The organism is Brevibacillus sp. NRS-1366, from assembly GCF_050467985.1.
Map to the genome: position 1 here is coordinate 546,511 of NZ_JBITPN010000017.1, position 16,311 is coordinate 562,821.

Below are 16,311 nucleotides of genomic sequence, written 5' to 3' on the forward strand. Positions count from 1 at the left end.
TACATGTATGTGGATTCGCGATGGGGAGTATTGATCCTTTTTTGCATCACTGTCATATCCGCGTGTAGCAACCCAGATTCGGTGGACTCATCGAAGAATCGTACGGCTCCATCAACAGAAGAGCAGAAAGCTGTGACATTGTACAAGAAACAGTGTTTATCCTGCCATGCCGCCGATCTAGGTGGCTTGGTGGGTCCCAGCCTACAGCAGGTTGGCACGAGGCTGACAGAGGAGCAGATCATGGAAAAAATTCGTGATGGGGCCAAGGGAATGCCGTCATTTGAGAAGTTACTGAGTCCAGAGGATTTGGAAGCTTTAGCGCAATGGCTCTCAACAAAGAAAGAGGGGACGGAGTCGTTTACATGAAAAGAGTGATATTTTTTTCCATACTGTGCCTTGTGACCATCTTGGTAGCAGCATGCGGAAATGGCAAATCAAACCCCTACAATATACAGGTGCAACCATTTGAATACGTCAACCAAGACGGTAAGACAGTTTCATTAACCGACCTGAAGATAAGGTATGGATTGCAGACTTTGTTTTTACGTACTGTACAACGGTTTGTCCTACGATGACAGCAAATATGGCGCAATTGCAAAAGAAACTAAAAAGTGCGGGCGTGGAAGCAGAGCTGGTTTCTTTTTCAGTTGATCCGGAAAAAGACGATCCCGAGGCATTAAAAAACTATTTGAGTAAGTTCAATGCCGATTTTACGAATTGGAATGCGCTGACAGGCTACGAGTTTGAGGAAATCAAAACATTTATCCTCAAATCGTTCAAATCAACGATCGTCAAGGATTCCGCTACCGACCAGGTGATACATGGCACTTCGTTTTATTTGGTCGACCAAACCGGCACCGTCATCGCAAAATACGATGGGATGACGGATACTCCCTATGATGAAATGATCAACGATATCAAATTGCTGCAAAAATAGGCATCTGGGGTGTTGGAGAGGGAGACTGATTGAATCAAGCAACTTAAGGAAGCAGGAGGAAAGAACGTATGACTAAGACATCTGGAATAAGCACAACCATCATTTTGAGATTGGAGTACAATCACGAGTTCGTTACCATCAGTTCAATCACTTCTTCATTGAGTGATTTTTGGTGCAGACATAGCAGCAATTGATGTCAATCGAGTGAGTAAAACAAAGACAGTAAATGACATTACGATCAATCTACGTGATCAACGCGACATGGACGGCATCATTTCCCATGTAGAAACATTGCCTGGGGTTAAAGTCATAAACGTTTCGGACCAGACATTTCTTCTCCATCTGGGTGGTAAGATCGAAACTCAACCGAAAGTACCTATTAAAAACAGAGATGACCTATCCCGTGTGTATACCCTGGAGAAGCACGTATTTGTATGGCCATTCATGATGATCCGGCTCGGGCGCACACACTTACGATCAAGCGTAATACAGTTGCGGTAGTCTCTGATGGTTCGGCAGTTCTTGGGCTTGGAAATATTGGACCGGAAGCAGCAATGCCTGTGATGGAAGGAAAGGCGGTGTTATTCAAACAGATGGCTGATGTAGATGCTTTTCCGATTTGCTTGAATACACAAGACACCGATGAAATTGTACAAATCGTGAAAGCCATTGCCCCGTCATTCGGAGGGATTAATCTGGAGGATATTTCATCTCCGCGATGCTTCGAGATAGAAGAGCGATTAAGCAAAGAATTGGACATCCCCGTCTTCCACGATGATCAGCATGGTACCGCAGTTGTGATTTTGGCTGCTTTGATCAATGCGTTAAAAGTAGTCGGTAAAACATTGAGCGAATGCAGAATTGTCGTGTGTGGAATAAGGGCAGCAGGAATTGCCTGCTCCAAAATCCTGTTGGCATCCGGGGTGACTGATCTGATCGGAGTGGACAAGAATGGCGCGCTCGTTCGAGGAACCGTTTATGAGCACGAGGAATGGAACCGGTATGCGGAACATACGAATCCACATAAGCTTGAAGGCAGCCTCTCAGAAGTGATCAAAGGTGCAGACGTTTTTATCGGTCTATCTCGGCCGGGGGTCTTGAAGGTGGCCGATTTGAAACAAATGGGAACTGACCCGATCGTTTTTGCCATGGCAAATCCAAATCCAGAATTTACTCCAGAAGAGGCCGAGCCATATGTACGCGTAATGGCTACAGGTCGTTCCGATTATCCGAATCAGATAAATAACGTGCTATGCTTTCCTGGTATGTTTCGGGGTGTACTGGATTGCAGGGCGCCCGCTATTACAGAAGAGATGAAGGTCAGTGCTGCCTATGCGATTGCATCGGTCATCACAGAAGAAGAACTGCATGAGCAATACATTATTCCGAGTGTCTTTAATCAGCTCGTGGTAGATAGAGTCAGTCAAGCGGTGATCACTTCTGCCATGGAGTGTGGAGTTGCTAGGCGAGTCCTGAGCCCTTCTGAAGCCTAAGCGTGGAGGTGGAGGTGAAGATGGCAAACTTTTAAATTTGAACGTGCATGAGAAGACTAGTGTCAGTCCGTTTCTGATGCACGTTTTCTTTTTACGACAGAATTGAGCGAAGAGCCTCTGCAAATTTGGAGATTCCTGGAGCTATGTCCTCGGCTTTTGTCCTTGCAAAAGTAAAGCGAACGTATCCAGAGTCTGATCCGTAAACACTCCCAGGAGCATAAATGATTCCCCTTCGTATTCCTTCTTCAAATAGCTTGTGGTCATTCACCTTCGGAATAATCCTGCACCACAAGTGCAACCCCCCTTGCGGAATCATGAAAGTGACTTCTTCCGGCAGTTCCTTTTGCAATGCTTCAATCAGAAGGTCTCTTTTATAAAGCAACTGCATTCGCAAACGCTCTAAATGAGGCTCGAAATAGGAGGATTTCAAGAACTGGGCTGCAATTTGCTGGGGAACAACACTTAGCCCAAAATCCATCTGTTGCCTCGCATCAGCCAGCCTTTCCACCACAGAATGAGGGGCAACCATCCAGCCAACACGTAATCCAGAAGCCGCTATTTTGGAAAAGGAACCGATGTAGAGGACCGAGCCGAGTTGATCAGAGGATTTGAGCGGATTAGGAGGTATTCCATCGTAGGAAGTCAGGCTGAAAGGATCGTCCTCTACAATCGGAAGGCCCAACTCGCTTGCAACCTGCAGCAACTGAATACGGCGTTCAGAATCGAGGAAGGTACCGGTTGGGTTCTGAAAATTCGGGTTCACAAAGATCATCTTGATCCGATTTTTCTGATACAACGTGCGAATATCCTCCGGTCGAATTCCTTTCTCATCGACGGGCAAACGGAATAAACGGAGTCCTGCCGATTGAAACATAGGCAAAGAGTAGATATAAGACGGATCTTCAATGGCAACTGCATCACCGGGAGCAAGCAAACATTGTGTGATTAAATACAGCGATTGCTGGGATCCGGATGTGATGAGAATCGATGATTCTGTTGTTTGGATGTTTCGATATTGGGATAAATAAGAGACGAGTTGTTCGCGTAATGGGCTAAAACCTTGAGGATTGTCATATCCCAGGTATTCGGAAAAGGTTTTTTCCTTTATCAGAGAGCTTATTTCCTCATTCGGAGAAAGCTCTGGAGCCAATTCACCACTGGCGAAATCAATTAAAGTGCGATCTTGTTGAAGCGCTTCTCTGATGCGACGCAAGAAAGGCAGGTTAGGAAGGAAATGTCCACCCTCAACATAATGGTGCCAATTCGGGGTGTGTTTTGGTATAGCACCCCACTTGTATTTGCTTACGCGTGTACCGCTTCCCGTCCTGCTTTCGATGATACCCAGTGATCGGAGCTCCTCATAAGCAAGGATGACAGTGCTACGATTTACACCCAGTAACTCTGCTAATTTTCTTTCGGATGGCAACAAACTTCCCGAAGGAAACTCGCCATAAGAAATTCTGCGTTCCATTTCGTCGGCAATTTGATGATACAGAGTTTGATGGCTTGAGCGATCAAGCTTCCACATGATAATCACAACCTTGAAAATGAAGTAAAGGATTATAAGGTAAGGAATAATTTCATCATAACATTCACGTGAGCTGATCTTAGGAAAAAACAATTCCAATCTGTTGAACATGGATGGTCAAAAAAATAGAAAATTGGATGGTTACACGAACGAATTACAGTAATACCAAAGGGCACTTGACGTCCTCGATTCATAAACGAAGCTTTTGTCATTTTCTACTCCAATAAAAAAAACGCCCTCAAAGCGGGCGTAATTCTTGTACGCAAGCGAACCAGTTTATTTCACGCGATCTTTCAATTCTTTTCCTGGCTTAAAGGCAGGGAGTTTAGCCGAAGCAATTTCAATTTCTTCACCGGTTTGAGGGTTTCGACCTTTGCGAGCTGCCCGTTCCCGTACTTCAAAGTTACCGAATCCGATCAGCGACACCTTGTCCCCATTTTGAAGAGCACTAGCAATCGTATCCAAAATAGCATCTACTGCTTTGGTCGAATCTTTTTTAGTGAGTTCGGTTACTTCCGCTACTTTCGTAATCAATTCCGTTTTGTTCATGGGCTTAACATCCTTTCAATCAAGATAAGGTACATCATACTGGTTTTCAGAAGATAATGGAAGAGTACTACGAGAACGCCTGTTTTCCTCTAAAAAGGATAATAAATTTTTCGTAGAAAATTACAGGGGGAAAAGAATGGATATTGTAACTGTCAATAAAATAAATAAACGGGATTCGGGACCGGGTTTACGAGCATAACACGCAGGTAAGATACCGAACAGTAAGCATAAGCACTGTCTTTTCTAAGTGATTAAATGTTATTATGCAGTTGAGCAGTTAGAGGAACAATTGCAAGTATTTGAATGGGGAAATGGAACTTTCGCAAGGTAGCATTCAGATAGATTCGGAGGCTCAAAATAATATGAAAACGATAGGGAATAACAAGGGAAATAGAATGGAGTTCAAGGCTATCACGGGACAAGACATACATGAGATAGAAACAGTAAAACAACTCTTTTTGGAATATACGCAATCGCTCGAATTAGATCTTGCTTTTCAAGACTTTGAAACAGAATTCAATACATTACCAGGAAAATATGCAGCTCCGGATGGTGTTTTACTCGTAGCATTCATTGATGGTCAAGCAGCGGGATGTATTGCTCTTCGCAAAATTGCGGAAGGGATATGTGAAATGAAAAGGTTGTATGTTCGTGATGCGTACAGAGGATTTCGGGTTGGAAAACGTCTGATTGAGATGATTATTGAAAAAGCTTCACAACTACCTTACGATTATATGAGACTAGATACACTCCCAGCGATGATAAAGGCACAGGATTTATATCGTTCATTCGGTTTTTATGAAATTGAGCCCTATGTCTTTAATCCAATTGAAGGCGCAAAATTTATGGAATTGAAGTTAAGAAAGCCTTAATTGAGGCACCTCTCTGATTCAGTAAAAAAAGAGCAGGGCCAGCTGGCTCAGTAGAATGACAGGTGAAGGGATACGAGCAGATGACGGATTTAATCACAATCAGCAGAAAAGATGAGCAGGTCACAAATCGCTGGTCCGGCGGTTCGACGACCCAACTGGCTATTTACCCAGATGATGCAGACTATAATCAGCGTAACTTTACGTGGCGGCTAAGTTCAGCGTTAGTTGAAGTGGAAGAATCCGCTTTTACCCCTCTTCCCGGCTTTTGGAGATTGCTTATGATCCTGGAAGGAGAGCTGTTCATTGAACATGAGGGGCATCACAGCGCTTCTTTGCAGCCGTTTGAACAGGATGCTTTTAGTGGTGGATGGACAACCAGAAGCAAGGGCAAGGTAAGAGACTTTAATTTAATGGTCGCAAAAGGATGCAGCGGAAGGCTAAAAGCGATTCATGCGCAGCCAGGCATCCAGCATGAAAGAGTAGGTGAGCGAGAGCAGCCACATCCTCATGTAGATGAAGCTTTTTATTGTATTGACGGTTCGATTGCCATCAGCATAGATGACAAGCAAGCAATAGCGTTATCCGCAGGGGATGTGCTGCTCATGAGCAAGATCAGCGCGGCCAAGACCATTGCGATCTCCAACCAAAGTGACGAGGCAGCGACGATTATAAGGGCTTCCCTGTTTTATTAATAGGGCTACACGGAAAATACAAGATCACGGCTGCCGGTTGAAATTCGGCAGCCTTGTTTATGCCATTAGATCCATATATCGTCAATAACAATCCTCTCCACTTTCCAAATTCCCCTTTCTTGAAGTACTGCAAACTTATACAAACTAGGTAAAAGCTCCTCCAATTTCGAAACTGCTATAACTACGACTCTTCCAATTGTCTTGCCTCCCGGTGCCCCCAACTCATGAATACCAATAGCAATGCAATGACCGTGAGAAAAACCCCGAGCAGTCGAAATCCACCGAAGCTGAACGTACCTCCCATTATGATGCCTATCAACAGTGAAGAGAGAATGGTTCCCAGGTATCTCGAAGTATTAAATATTCCGGATGCGACACCGATTATTTCTTTTGGCGAACTTTGGAACAAGGCCGCTTGCAGCCCGACACTGTTCAACCCGTTGCTAATGCCGAATGCAGCCAATGCCAAACAAACACTGATAACCGGTGAAGATTGATCCAATGTTACGATCCACACGGACCCAAATGTCATCAGTATTGCAGATACCAGCAATGCGGGCCCGGGTCCTGATTTATCGATCCACCGGCCTGCTATTGGAGAAGCAACAAGCGAGCACAAGCCCAAGGTTAGCATGAGAATCCCTGTATGGAACTCGCTGACATGACGTACCATTTGCAAGTAAGACGGAAGTCCAAAAAAGAGAGCATAAAAAAGTACGTTAACGATCATGAATTGGACATTGACCCATGTCATCGCAGGATATTTGGCGAATGTGCGCAAAGGAATAAAGGGCGACGTCGTTTTTAACTCATGTCGTACGAAAGCCCCCAGCGCCACGAGGCCGATCAACCCGACCATGATATTCCCTAATGAGACATGGCCAGATGATTTTGCCGACAGCAGGCCAACAAGCAGGGCAACAAGACCGACTGTAAATAGTACGATCCCTGTCGCATCAATCAAATCCAACCATTTACGAAAGGACATGCTATGTAGCACGGATGCTGCCGCTTCGTCCTTAGGTATCATCCTCCAAGCGAATAGAAAGCTCGCCACCACGAATGGGATATTGACGGCAAAGATAGCAGGCCAATCCCACCAGTGAATTAAAACCCCGCCAATAAAGGGGCCAATGGCTGCCGCTCCGGACAAAAATATGGACAAAACGGACAGTGCAGTCGCTTGTCTCTCCTTAATATGAATTCGTACAATAGCCATTCCAACCGCAACCATCATACTTGTTCCGATCGATTGCACAATGCGGGACACGATAAGCCATCCAAAATTTGGTGATAATGGAGCTAGTAAAGAAGAAACAAAGGATACAATAAGTCCGGCAAGAAATATCTTCCTACGGCCGAATAAATCACTAGCCTTGCCCATGACAGGTTGAGCGATAGCACTTGCAATGTAAAAAGAGAAAATAATCCAGGAAACAACTGTAAAGTCAAGGCCGTACACATGTTGAAGCCTTGGAATAGCAATAGAAATCATCGAAGAATTTAATGGGTTCAACAGCACCCCCAGTCCAACGGAAATCATCAACCACCTGCTGCGACTATTCATTTTTGTTCCCCCTAAAAGTCTGTTGATGTCATCGTACTTGAAATCAGATATTTACTCCAACGCATTTTATGCTATGATTTCATTGACTTGAGGGAATGAGTGGAGGTACGAAATGGAACTTCTTCAACTGCAATATTTTCTCGCGGTAGCTCGATTGGAACATGTGACCGAAGCTGCAAGAAGTCTGCACGTGACACAATCGTCACTAAGCAAAACGATTCAACGATTGGAGCAGGATCTGGGGGTCCCCCTATTTGATCGAATAGGGAGGAAGCTGCGATTGAATGAGTTCGGAAGCAGATTCCTTCACCGTGCAGAAAGGGCTTTGTTTGAATTAGAACAGGGCAAGCAGGAGCTCAGCGATTTATCCAGCCCGGAATATGGCACACTCGAATTGGCGGTGACCACCGCAAGCACGTTACCAAATATCCTTCGAGAGTTTCGGAAAAAGCGGCCCTATATCCAATTTCATGTGAAAATGCTGACTACGCAAGAAATGGTTACGCTACTTCACAGAGGAGAGGTCGATTTCTGCTTGTCCTCACCTCCGATAGTAGGGGATGACATTGAATGTCAAATCGTGTTCATCGACCCAATCCTTGTAGCTGTTCCAAACGGGCATCGACTGGCAGACCGAAGTAGCGTATCCTTGACAGAACTAAGGGACGAATGGTTTGTTGGTGTAAAGAGGGGCTACGGTACACGTGATTTAGTGGACTCTGTATGCAAAGCGGTTGGATTTGTACCTAAATATGTGTATGAGGGGGATGAACCCGCAAGGCTAATCACTCTTGTGGAAGCCGAAATTGGTATAGCCTTTATACCAAGCACAGCAAGGGATTCGCGGGAACATATCAAATATCTCCAAGTAGAGAATCACGAATTGGTACGGGAGATAGCTTTATTATGGCACAGGAGTCGGTACATTTCGCGGGCTGCTCTGGAATTTCGTGAGGTGGTTGTAGAATATTTTGGGGAGATTTCCAAACAGACCATTTAATAATGCTGAACCATTAATGATGACGCTTTTGGCCGGAACAAAACTGGCGTAACTGACGAGAAATCACTGGCCTATATGTTAGAGCTGAAAAATTGTAGCAGCAACACAAAGGGGATGCACACATGAATAAAGAGAAAAAAGCTATGAAAATCGAACAACCTAAAATATTCCCAAGTGACCTCTCTGTCTTCCAACAAATTGAAATACAGTCCAATGATTTATTAGAAATGGGAATGATGCAAGACTGTGTGATTGAAAATCTAGAGGCAAATAAAGTTACTTTTGAAAAAATCATCTTTAAAAATGTAACATTTACAGAAACAACATTAACCGGAGTAGAAATTACAGATGTCATATTTGAAAAATGCGATCTTTCTAACGTGGATTTTCGTGATGCTATTATCCATAGAACAAAGTTCGAGGAATGCAAAATGATTGGTGTAAATTTTACTGGTGTAACCCTAAGAAATGTCCTATTTGATAGTTGTTTAGGTGATTATGCAACATTCAGATTTTCGAACTCAAAACAAGTTATCATTCAAAATAGTTCATTATGCAAAACAGATTTTAGCAGCTCTAAATTGCAAAAAGTTGAAATATACCAATCCAATATAGATCAAGCTCAATTGTCTGGTACGAAGCTAGACGGAATTGATTTAAGTGATTGTGAGTTTGATGGATTAGGCGTGACAGTGGAGGATTTGAAAGGTTGTATTATTTCTCGTGAACAAGCCTTCCTATTTGCAAAACTGTTTGGACTTATTGTTAACGAATGATCTACAAAATAATCCATAATTAGCCTCCTGGCAGCTTTACGACAGCTTTTGCATAACGAATGGGCTGGCTAGTATGAGAGGGGAAACCGATGAATCCACAGTTTATTTGTTGAAATAAAAGTAAGGGTATGGTAATATACACGTAACTTAATGACTGGAGTTGAAAAGGATAATGTAATTTTTCTTGCTGCGAAAATAAAACAACAAAAGCGATAGGCTTCGACTGTTTTATTATTACTACGCAAGAAAGTTACTAATTCTTTTCACTCAGACGATATATCCAAATCTGACTCTGTTATGGGGTGGATTTGCTGTATTTATTTGAGCTGCAAGAATGTAACTTTCTTGCAGCTTTTCTATTTTTTTACAGGAGGATATGTCCATGTCATTAATAAATGTTACAAACCTGACGTTTGCTTATGAAGGCAGCTTCGATAACATATTTGAAAATGTAAGCTTCCAAATCGATACGGATTGGAAATTGGGCTTTACGGGAAGAAACGGTAGAGGCAAGACAACATTTCTGGGCTTGCTATTGGGTAAATATGAATACAGCGGAAATATCTCTGCTCATGTCGGTTTTGAATATTTTCCTTACGCTGTTGAAGACAAGGAAAAGAATACCCTGGATATAATCAACGACATGATTCCAGACTATCTTCACTGGGAATTAATGCGTGAACTTTCATTGCTAGAGGTTTCTGAGGATGTTCTCTATCGGCCCTTTGCTTCCTTGTCCAACGGGGAACAAACGAAAGTGCTATTGGCTGGATTGTTTCTCAAGGAAAATAGCTTTCTGTTAATTGATGAACCGACCAATCATCTCGACATGCATGCCAGAAAACTCGTCAGTGATTACCTTAATACCAAAAGCGGTTTTATTCTGGTGTCGCATGACAGATCATTTCTGGATAACTGCGTAGACCACATCCTTGCAATCAATAAGACTAACATCGAAATTCAAAAAGGGAATTTCTCCGATTGGTGGGAGAATAAAAAGAGACAAGATCACTTTGAGCTTGCAGAAAACGAAAAACTGAAAAAAGACATGAAGCGCTTGTCGGAGTCCGCTAAACGAACGAGCAACTGGTCTCACGAGGTGGAGAAAACAAAAAATGGTACAAGAAATTCAGGTTCCAAGGTTGATAAAGGGTATATTGGTCACAAGGCCGCTAAAATGATGAAACGCTCCAAATCCATTGAGCAAAGACAGCAAGCTGCAATTGATGAAAGAGGCAAGCTCCTTAAAAATATAGAAAGCCAGGATAGCTTGAAGATTTCCCAGCTTGCGTATCATAAAAACCAACTTGCTGAACTTGAAAAGGTTTCGATTTTATACGGTGAGAAGATGGTTTGTACGGAAATAAGTTTTACGATTGAGCAAGGGGAGCGAATTGCCCTTTCAGGTAAAAACGGCTCCGGAAAATCAAGTATTATCAAACTGATTTGCGGGGAGAAACTAAACTATACGGGGACTTTCAGTAAGGGAAGTCAGCTTAAAATATCTTATGTTTCACAGGATACTTCCCATTTAAAGGGTAATTTAACAAATTACGCTAGAAATAATGGGATTGATGAGAGCCTTTTTAAATCTATTTTAAGAAAACTTGATTTTTCAAGGGTTCAATTTGAAAAGGATATCTCGGCCTATAGCGGCGGTCAAAAGAAGAAAGTGCTGATTGCCAAAAGTCTTTGTGAGAAAGTCCATTTGCATATTTGGGATGAACCGCTTAATTTTATTGATGTGATTTCTCGTATGCAACTGGAAGAGTTGCTACTTGAATTCTCCCCAACCATTCTTTTTGTGGAGCACGACAGTGAGTTTTGCAAAAATATCGCTACAAAAGTCATTGAGCTATAATCTCGATCTACAGCACGAAGAAAAAAAGAGCCAAAGCAGCAAATGCGCGGCTCTTTTTTCGTTGGCATTCTCATTATGTGTAATAAGATTCGGTCAGAGGAAATAATAAAGATAACGTGATCGAAGGGAGACCATATGAACAAACAGTCCAGAATAGGCAAAGAATATCTTGAACAAACAGAAGATAACGAAGGAGCAGCAAAAAGGATAGAAGAACAAGAGGATATCGTAGACCAAGACGATATAGAAGAAGTGTATGGGGCTGAAGATAATGATATATATGCTGGATAGGAATTTTAACGTGTACGCTTCGGTCATGCAAATGCTTACGGCAAAAAAATAATAACATTGCTTGACCAGTAAAAAAAGAACACTATAGGTTTGGCTACAGTGTTCCATACAGGCTCAATTAACCTTGTCTTTGCTTGTGTTTCAAATTCTCACAGATCACCATGACCGTTCTTTTTCTTCTAATTGTTTTGCATTTTTCACATATATGTTTTACAGATGGGCTAACTTTCATTACAAATACCTCCTTACCAGTAGCTTCTCTCTTATAGGCTAAGCAAGAAACAACAGCGTATAGAAAAAATATATCAAACAATATATATCATGATATATAAAATGATAATGATAATCAATTGATAATCACTGGAAATGAGTTTACTAGCAATCCTGCCGATTTACAGCCCCGACTTCTCTGGCTTCTCCACGTACATGCGAAATAACTTAATGTAGAACGCGATACTGATGAAGGCAAACAACAAAATGATACTGAATATTCCCATTGGGGGTACCCAACTCGACAAGAAAACCGTTACCGGCGCCAAAAATTTACCTATCGTTGCCTGTAAGCTGTCAGCTCCCATGTACTGTCCTCTTGCATGCTCCGGGGCATAGCGGCTAATAAAGCTCTGTGTCACTGGAGAACGTACAATCTCACCAAAAGTGAAGATGATGGTAATCACAAACAAGAACCAAATATTACTGTTCAGTCCCAGAGAGAATGTGCCTATACCGGATAACAGTGATGAAAGAATGAATACATTTCGCTCTTTCCAATCGTAGAACCATTTTGTAACAGGAAGGATAAACAGGACAAACAATAGACCGTTAAACCCCAGTATCCATCCATATATCTCTGTACTGGACAGCATGAGGGATTCACCATTCCATGTAAATAGAGCTTGGGCAGGGACATTATTGATCACGTAAACCGGCAAGTAAAGGTCCAGTTGCATAATGGGTACCAGGGCAAAGATGCCTGCCAACGTATAAACAAGGAACACCTTATCGCGAAAAATAATGCCATATCCCTTCCATTGTTCCTTGAAAACTTGGGTTATCGAAGTCGAGCCTTTCGGGCTTTTTGCCGAATGTGGCAATGTTTCATGCACCTTAAAATAAATAGCGATAAAATAGAGCAACAAGACTAATGCACAGGTCCACAATAGCTCTTGCCGGTAATGGAAGAAGAAAATGGCTCCGAGTGCTGGCCCAAGCACAGCACCAATGTTATTAGCGGTCGTAAATGTTGCGAATATCTGCCGACGGCTTTGTGGGGAAACAAGGTCAGCAACCATGGCGGTGCTTGCTGGTCTATAAATGGCACCACCCAGCCCAAGACCCATAAATGCAATATAATCAACCCAATGGGAAGGTGACACCGCAAACAAGGCAAACATCATGGTCTGTAGCGAAGCACCCAGTAGCATTACGGGACGCCGTCCTAACCGGTCCGCTAAAGCACCTCCGAGTAGGCTGCCTATCAGGCTGAATATTGGGGGTACTGTCATCAAAATGCCTGCCATATGATTGCCTAATGCAGCACCAAAGTATACGGTTATAAACGGAAAGTACATCCAAAAAAGCATGTTAAACAGTGCTTCCCCGATTAACCGGACTTTCAAATTGTTATTCCATAACCGTATTTGCATCCAGATCCTCCTCTTTTTGACACAACAACACATGTAACGTTTAAAAACAGTTACATGGTGAAATGCTTTCCGGCCAGGTAAATAAACAATAGAACATTCTCCTGACAAAATATAGACTTATAATGATGCGTGGATTATACTAATAATATGAAGGTCAAAAATACACCCCTTTAGTTTAACTGCTCCAACAATCGAACATTTGTTCTAAAATGGTAAAGATGCTCCTACGGGAAGCGTCTTTTTTGGTGTGAAACGATCGTATAATCTAATTCCAAGTCAGTATAACTCGAGCCACAGTGATCTCGGTTATTCAAAGAGTTTGGACTGCAATCTGATTATGAGGTAGGGTATGATTCGAAATCCATGTCGGGAAGGAGCAGGACCAAAAAGCTTCGGTTTGACGAAGATAAACTCATATAACACAGAGTATGGTACGTATCACAATTTTCAAGCTTGTTCTCTAGTTTTCAGCATCTTTCTAAGCCATCCGGTAATGGACGTGCAACCCCTAAAGATGTTTGTCCGTATCATGTTCTTCCCACCGTGAATACTTGTATAAGATTAGTAATTCATTAGCAAATCGAGTACAGGGGGAAAGGAATGGAACAGTACCTGATTCAGCCGTGGGACGTCTCGAGAAGTTCTGAAACGGCTCCTGTCGACTGGGATATGCACGTGCCTCCGGAAGTAGATGAAATTGCGGAACAAGTAATGAGGCAATACGACATGTCTGTGAGCAATCGCACATTGATTACCTCCAAACCTGACAAGGGTGGAGCTATATGGCGTATTGACACTGACAAAGGTCCCCGCAGCTTGAAATTGTTGCACAGAAGTCCCGAACGAAGCCTTTATAGCGTGGGATTTCAAGAGTATGTCGTTAAACAAGGCGCTAGAGTCCCAAAGCTGATCCCGGCGAGAGATGGAAAGTTATTCGTTGAAATGGGTGGAAAGCTGTGGATTGTCACGGACTGGATCAGTTTGCAACCAGCCACGAAAGTTGATTTGGCTGGTGCCCAGGAATTGTGCTATGGGCTGGGTGAGTTTCACCGTCATTCAAAAGGTTATATTCCGCCCTTTGGTGCAAAAAATTCATCTCGCTTATTTCGGTGGCCCAATTACTATCAAAAAATTGCGAAGAAAATTGGCTGGATGCGAGATATGGCGTCTTCTTACAGAGACACGATCGCAAGCGAAGCTATTCTGGCTGTTGTTGATCAATACGAACAGCAAGCTTTAAATGCACTGAAAAGACTCCAAGAATCGGCTTATTCCAAAATGGTTGCGCTGGGGGAGCCGCACTGGGGACTTGTGCACCAGGACTACGGCTGGTCAAATGGTCAGAATGGACCAGGAGGTCTGTGGGTGATTGACCTTGACGGGGTGGCATACGACTTACCATTTCGAGATTTACGCAAATTGATAACAAGCACCATGGATGATATGGGTGTTTGGGATGTGAGCTGGATGAGAGGAATGATTGATGCTTACCATCAGGCCAACCCGCTTGATCTGGAATCATTTGAAATTCTTCTCATCGATATGTCCATGCCTAACGAGTTTTACAAGCACTTGAAAGAGATGTTTTTCGATCCCATCATCTTTTTAAATACGGAAGCAGGATCCATTTTGCAGCGTGTTGTTGCAACTGATCAAACCAAGTGGCAAGCACTCGCTGAGATGAATCAGGACAAATCGAAATATATGTCAGGAAATTATGAGCAGGTACTCGCGGCACGCCAGATACAGCGTGTTGCTTCAGAAAGCAAGGAGGAACAAACAAGCTGGCTTCTTCAAGCACAGGAACAAAAAACATCTGCAATCTTGGAAGAAGTACCTGCAGATGTGGTAGAGGAGACAGGAGCTGTCCTGTTTGACCCCGTTGTCCTGGAAGAAGTGCCTGCAGATGTGGTTGAAGGGACAGCCGCAGTTCTCTTTGACCCCGTTGTTTTGGAAGAAGTGCCTGCAGATGTAGTAGAGGAGACAGGAGCTGTCCTGTCTGACCCCGTTGTCTTGGAAGAAGTGCCTGCAGATGTGGTTGCGGAGACAGCCGCAGTTCTCTTTGACCCCGTTGTATTGGAAGAAGTGCCTGCAGATGTGGTTGCGGAGACAGGAGCTGTCCTGTTTGACCCCGTTGTCCTGGAAGAAGTGCCTGCAGATGTGGTAGAGGAGACAGGAGCTGTCCTGTTTGACCCCGTTGTCCTGGAAGAAGTGCCTGCAGATGTGGTTGAGGAGACAGCCGCAGTTCCGTTTGACCCCGTTATCTTTGAAGAAGTGCCTACAGAGCTGTTGGAGGACACAGCGAATGTTGTGTTTGATCCGGTTGTATTGGAAGAAGTACCTGCTGATGTGGTTGAAGAGACAGCCGCAGTTCCGTTTGAACCCGTTATCTTAGAAGAAGTGCCTGCAGAGCTGTTGGAGGACACAGCGAATGTTGTGTTTGATCCGGTTGTATTGGAAGAAATACCTGGAGAGCTGTTGGAGGACACAACGAATGTTGTGTTTGATCCGGTTGTATTGGAAGAAATACCTGCTGATGTGGTTGAAGAGACAGCCGCAGTTCCGTTTGAACCCGTTATCTTAGAAGAAGTGCCTGCAGAGCTGTTGGAGGACACAGCGAATGTTGTGTTTGATCCGGTTGTATTGGAAGAAATACCTGCTGATGTGGTGGAGGAGGACCCCGTGGTTCTGTTGCACTCATTTGCCTTGGAAGAAATGCCTGTCGAAGTAATTGAGGAGGCAACTTCGGTTTTGTTTGAACCTGGTATCGTGGAGCAAGTACCATCAGATGTAGTAGAAAAATTTACTATGGTTCAAAAAACACAAGCAAAGGGAAAAGAAAAGTCCTTTACCGTTCAAATAAAAACGAACGCACCAAAAAAAGCATCTTCCCAAACTAGTTCAAAGCCAGAATCTGTAGAAGAGAAACAGATTAAAGCTCGATCCAAGTCTGTACCCCTAGAAGAGAAGCCCGTAATAGCTACACAAAACCCTGCTCCTGCTGAAGAAAAATCCATCAAAGTAAAATCTAAGACAGCTGCCGTAGAAGAGAAGCCCGTTACAGCAAAATCAAACCCTGCTCCTGCTGAAGAAAAATCC

Annotated in this window: 13 protein-coding genes and 2 pseudogenes; 10 read left to right on the forward strand and 5 right to left on the reverse strand. The window is 43.3% G+C overall.

Annotated features, from left to right (window positions below; translation table 11 throughout):
* Nucleotides 1–132: 132 nt before the first annotated feature.
* From ACIFQN_RS11665 to ACIFQN_RS11675, 3 genes and pseudogenes are all read left to right on the forward strand, one after another.
* Entirely contained in the window at nucleotides 133–366 is a 234-nt protein-coding gene (locus tag ACIFQN_RS11665) for a c-type cytochrome (RefSeq protein ID WP_429833188.1), read from the forward strand.
* Nucleotides 363–937 (forward strand): annotated as a pseudogene (locus tag ACIFQN_RS11670) (SCO family protein). The gene ACIFQN_RS11665 and the pseudogene ACIFQN_RS11670 overlap by 4 nt, the downstream one beginning before the upstream one ends.
* Nucleotides 938–1,005: 68 nt before the next feature.
* Nucleotides 1,006–2,430: pseudogene (locus ACIFQN_RS11675) on the forward strand (NAD-dependent malic enzyme).
* A gap of 91 nt (nucleotides 2,431–2,521) precedes the next feature.
* Here ACIFQN_RS11675 and ACIFQN_RS11680 read toward each other — a convergent pair.
* Together ACIFQN_RS11680 and ACIFQN_RS11685 are read right to left on the reverse strand one after the other, a co-directional pair.
* Complete coding sequence (locus tag ACIFQN_RS11680; RefSeq protein WP_429833189.1) at nucleotides 2,522–3,958, reverse strand: PLP-dependent aminotransferase family protein; 1,437 nt, start codon at nucleotides 3,956–3,958, stop codon at nucleotides 2,522–2,524.
* 276 nt (nucleotides 3,959–4,234) lie between these two features.
* Nucleotides 4,235–4,507, reverse strand: coding sequence for an HU family DNA-binding protein (locus ACIFQN_RS11685; protein WP_429833190.1), 273 nt, complete (start codon nucleotides 4,505–4,507; stop codon nucleotides 4,235–4,237).
* 362 nt (nucleotides 4,508–4,869) lie between these two features.
* Here ACIFQN_RS11685 and ACIFQN_RS11690 point away from each other — a divergent pair, with 362 nt between their 5' ends.
* Complete coding sequence (locus tag ACIFQN_RS11690; protein ID WP_429833191.1) at nucleotides 4,870–5,379, forward strand: GNAT family N-acetyltransferase; 510 nt, start codon at nucleotides 4,870–4,872, stop codon at nucleotides 5,377–5,379.
* Nucleotides 5,380–5,459: 80 nt separating this feature from the next.
* Nucleotides 5,460–6,071, forward strand: coding sequence for a HutD/Ves family protein (locus ACIFQN_RS11695; RefSeq protein ID WP_429833192.1), 612 nt, complete (start codon nucleotides 5,460–5,462; stop codon nucleotides 6,069–6,071).
* Between the two features lie 181 nt (nucleotides 6,072–6,252).
* On the opposite strand, the gene ACIFQN_RS11700 is transcribed toward ACIFQN_RS11695, so the two are convergent.
* Nucleotides 6,253–7,638, reverse strand: coding sequence for an MFS transporter (locus ACIFQN_RS11700; RefSeq protein ID WP_429833193.1), 1,386 nt, complete (start codon nucleotides 7,636–7,638; stop codon nucleotides 6,253–6,255).
* A gap of 112 nt (nucleotides 7,639–7,750) precedes the next feature.
* On the opposite strand from ACIFQN_RS11700, the gene ACIFQN_RS11705 reads away from it, so the two are divergent.
* From ACIFQN_RS11705 to ACIFQN_RS11720, 4 genes are all read left to right on the forward strand, one after another.
* Complete coding sequence (locus tag ACIFQN_RS11705; protein WP_429833194.1) at nucleotides 7,751–8,638, forward strand: LysR family transcriptional regulator; 888 nt, start codon at nucleotides 7,751–7,753, stop codon at nucleotides 8,636–8,638.
* A 122-nt stretch (nucleotides 8,639–8,760) separates the two neighbouring features.
* Nucleotides 8,761–9,414: a pentapeptide repeat-containing protein gene (locus ACIFQN_RS11710; RefSeq protein ID WP_429833195.1), complete on the forward strand. Its 654-nt coding sequence runs from the start codon at nucleotides 8,761–8,763 to the stop codon at nucleotides 9,412–9,414.
* Between the two features lie 382 nt (nucleotides 9,415–9,796).
* Nucleotides 9,797–11,275 carry an Lsa family ABC-F type ribosomal protection protein gene (locus tag ACIFQN_RS11715; protein ID WP_429833196.1) on the forward strand — a complete coding sequence of 493 codons (1,479 nt, stop codon included), beginning with the start codon at nucleotides 9,797–9,799 and terminating at the stop codon, nucleotides 11,273–11,275.
* A gap of 135 nt (nucleotides 11,276–11,410) precedes the next feature.
* Complete coding sequence (locus ACIFQN_RS11720) at nucleotides 11,411–11,566, forward strand: hypothetical protein (RefSeq protein WP_429833197.1); 156 nt, start codon at nucleotides 11,411–11,413, stop codon at nucleotides 11,564–11,566.
* Nucleotides 11,567–11,684: 118 nt separating this feature from the next.
* Here the strand turns inward: ACIFQN_RS11720 and rpmJ are convergent, their stop codons facing one another.
* Complete coding sequence (gene rpmJ, locus ACIFQN_RS11725; RefSeq protein WP_429833198.1) at nucleotides 11,685–11,798, reverse strand: 50S ribosomal protein L36; 114 nt, start codon at nucleotides 11,796–11,798, stop codon at nucleotides 11,685–11,687.
* Between the two features lie 160 nt (nucleotides 11,799–11,958).
* Nucleotides 11,959–13,212, reverse strand: coding sequence for an MDR family MFS transporter (locus ACIFQN_RS11730; protein ID WP_429833199.1), 1,254 nt, complete (start codon nucleotides 13,210–13,212; stop codon nucleotides 11,959–11,961).
* A gap of 600 nt (nucleotides 13,213–13,812) precedes the next feature.
* On the opposite strand from ACIFQN_RS11730, the gene ACIFQN_RS11735 reads away from it, so the two are divergent.
* Nucleotides 13,813–16,311 (forward strand): CotS family spore coat protein (locus ACIFQN_RS11735; RefSeq protein ID WP_429833200.1); only part of this gene is annotated, 2,499 nt, incomplete at its 3' end.

Coding starts and splice junctions, on each gene's coding strand:
- rpmJ (WP_429833198.1), bottom strand. CDS start 11,798: ATGAAAGTTAGCCCATCTGTAAAACATATATGTGAAAAATGCAAAACA.
- ACIFQN_RS11730 (WP_429833199.1), bottom strand. CDS start 13,212: ATGCAAATACGGTTATGGAATAACAATTTGAAAGTCCGGTTAATCGGG.
- ACIFQN_RS11715 (WP_429833196.1), top strand. CDS start 9,797: ATGTCATTAATAAATGTTACAAACCTGACGTTTGCTTATGAAGGCAGC.
- ACIFQN_RS11710 (WP_429833195.1), top strand. CDS start 8,761: ATGAATAAAGAGAAAAAAGCTATGAAAATCGAACAACCTAAAATATTC.
- ACIFQN_RS11700 (WP_429833193.1), bottom strand. CDS start 7,638: ATGAATAGTCGCAGCAGGTGGTTGATGATTTCCGTTGGACTGGGGGTG.
- ACIFQN_RS11680 (WP_429833189.1), bottom strand. CDS start 3,958: ATGTGGAAGCTTGATCGCTCAAGCCATCAAACTCTGTATCATCAAATT.
- ACIFQN_RS11720 (WP_429833197.1), top strand. CDS start 11,411: ATGAACAAACAGTCCAGAATAGGCAAAGAATATCTTGAACAAACAGAA.
- ACIFQN_RS11695 (WP_429833192.1), top strand. CDS start 5,460: ATGACGGATTTAATCACAATCAGCAGAAAAGATGAGCAGGTCACAAAT.
- ACIFQN_RS11705 (WP_429833194.1), top strand. CDS start 7,751: ATGGAACTTCTTCAACTGCAATATTTTCTCGCGGTAGCTCGATTGGAA.
- ACIFQN_RS11685 (WP_429833190.1), bottom strand. CDS start 4,507: ATGAACAAAACGGAATTGATTACGAAAGTAGCGGAAGTAACCGAACTC.
- ACIFQN_RS11690 (WP_429833191.1), top strand. CDS start 4,870: ATGAAAACGATAGGGAATAACAAGGGAAATAGAATGGAGTTCAAGGCT.